Annotated in this window: 1 rRNA gene (only partly in view); it reads right to left on the reverse strand. The window is 56.2% G+C overall.

Features of this window, described 5'->3' with window-relative positions:
- Positions 1 to 1,710, reverse strand: a 23S ribosomal RNA gene (locus AB0K21_RS44520) (its annotated part extends 1,508 nt beyond the left edge of the window); the annotation flags it as partial.
- Positions 1,711 to 1,787: the final 77 nt, after the last annotated feature.

The following is a 1,787-nucleotide window of genomic DNA, read 5'->3' on the forward strand; positions in this document are numbered from 1 at the left end:
ACGTCCCTACATGCTTACCCCAGGACTACCATCGCCTGGGCTGGGCTACCTTCCTGCGTCACCCCATCGCTTACCTACTACCAGTTCAGGCCAGGCGTTCACCCTCACCCCAAGCCCGAAGGCTCGGAGGGGTTAAGGACCCTTAGTATCACTGGATTCAGTATTGGCGCATCGTAGCGGGTACGGGAATATCAACCCGTTGTCCATCGACTACGCCTGTCGGCCTCGCCTTAGGTCCCGACTTACCCTGGGCGGATTAGCCTGCCCCAGGAACCCTTGGTCATCCGGCGCAGAAGTTTCTCACTTCTGATTCGCTACTCATGCCTGCATTCTCACTCGCACAGCCTCCACAGCTGGATCACTCCGCTGCTTCGCCGGCCGCACGACGCTCCCCTACCCATCCACACACCTAAACCACAAAGGCTCAGTTATACGTGTGAATGCCACGACTTCGGCGGTGTACTTGAGCCCCGCTACATTGTCGGCGCGGAATCACTTGACCAGTGAGCTATTACGCACTCTTTCAAGGATGGCTGCTTCTAAGCCAACCTCCTGGTTGTCACTGCGACTCCACATCCTTTCCCACTTAGCACACGCTTAGGGGCCTTAGTCGGTGGTCTGGGCTGTTTCCCTCTCGACTACGGAGCTTATCCCCCGCAGTCTCACTGCTGCGCTCTCACTTACCGGCATTCGGAGTTTGGCTGACGTCAGTAACCTTGTCGGGCCCATTAGCCATCCAGTGCTCTACCTCCGGCAAGAAACACGCAACGCTGCACCTAAATGCATTTCGGGGAGAACCAGCTATCACGGAGTTTGATTGGCCTTTCACCCCTAAACACAGGTCATCCCCCAGGTTTTCAACCCTGGTGGGTTCGGTCCTCCACGCGGTCTTACCCGCGCTTCAACCTGCCCATGCCTAGATCACTCCGCTTCGGGTCTACAGCATGCGACTCAAACGCCCTATTCAGACTCGCTTTCGCTACGGCTCCCCCACACGGGTTAACCTCGCCACACACCATAACTCGCAGGCTCATTCTTCAAAAGGCACGCAGTCACATCACAAACACTCCGAAAAGTGTTTACGCTCCTACGGCTTGTAGGCACACGGTTTCAGGTACTATTTCACGACCCCTCACCGGGGCGCTTTTCACCTTTCCCTCACGGTACTTGTTCACTATCGGTCATCAGGGAGTATTTAGGCTTACCAGGTGGTCCTGGCAGATTCACACAGGATTTCTCGGGCCCCGTGCTACTTGGGATCCCCTCCAACAGTCGACAAGATTTCGCCTACCCGACTCTCACGGTCTACGGCGCCACTTCCCAGAAGCTTCAGCTATCCCATCGATTTCTTACTGTCCACGGTCTCGGCAGAAACCGTCAGAGGGTCCCACAACCCCGTAAACGCAACGCCTGCCGGCTATCACACGCCTACGGTTTAGCCTGATCCGCTTTCGCTCACCACTACTCACGGAATCACTATTTGTTTTCTCTTCCTACGGGTACTGAGATGTTTCACTTCCCCGCGTTACCACCAACCGCCCTATACATTCAGGCGGAGGCAACACCACATGACTGGTGCTAGGTTTCCCCATTCGGACATCCCCGGATCAAAGTCTGGTTGGCGACTCCCCGGGGCTTAACGCAGCCTCCCACGTCCTTCATCGGCTCCTGATGCCAAGGCATCCACCGTGTGCCCTAAAAAACTTGGCCACAAAGATGCTCGCGTCCACTATGCAAATCTCAAACAACAAACAGCGACCAAACCCACCCCGCCACCAACACCCGGC

This window comes from Streptosporangium sp. NPDC049248 (genome assembly GCF_040678965.1).
Classification (GTDB): Bacteria; Actinomycetota; Actinomycetes; order Streptosporangiales; family Streptosporangiaceae; genus Streptosporangium; species Streptosporangium fukuiense.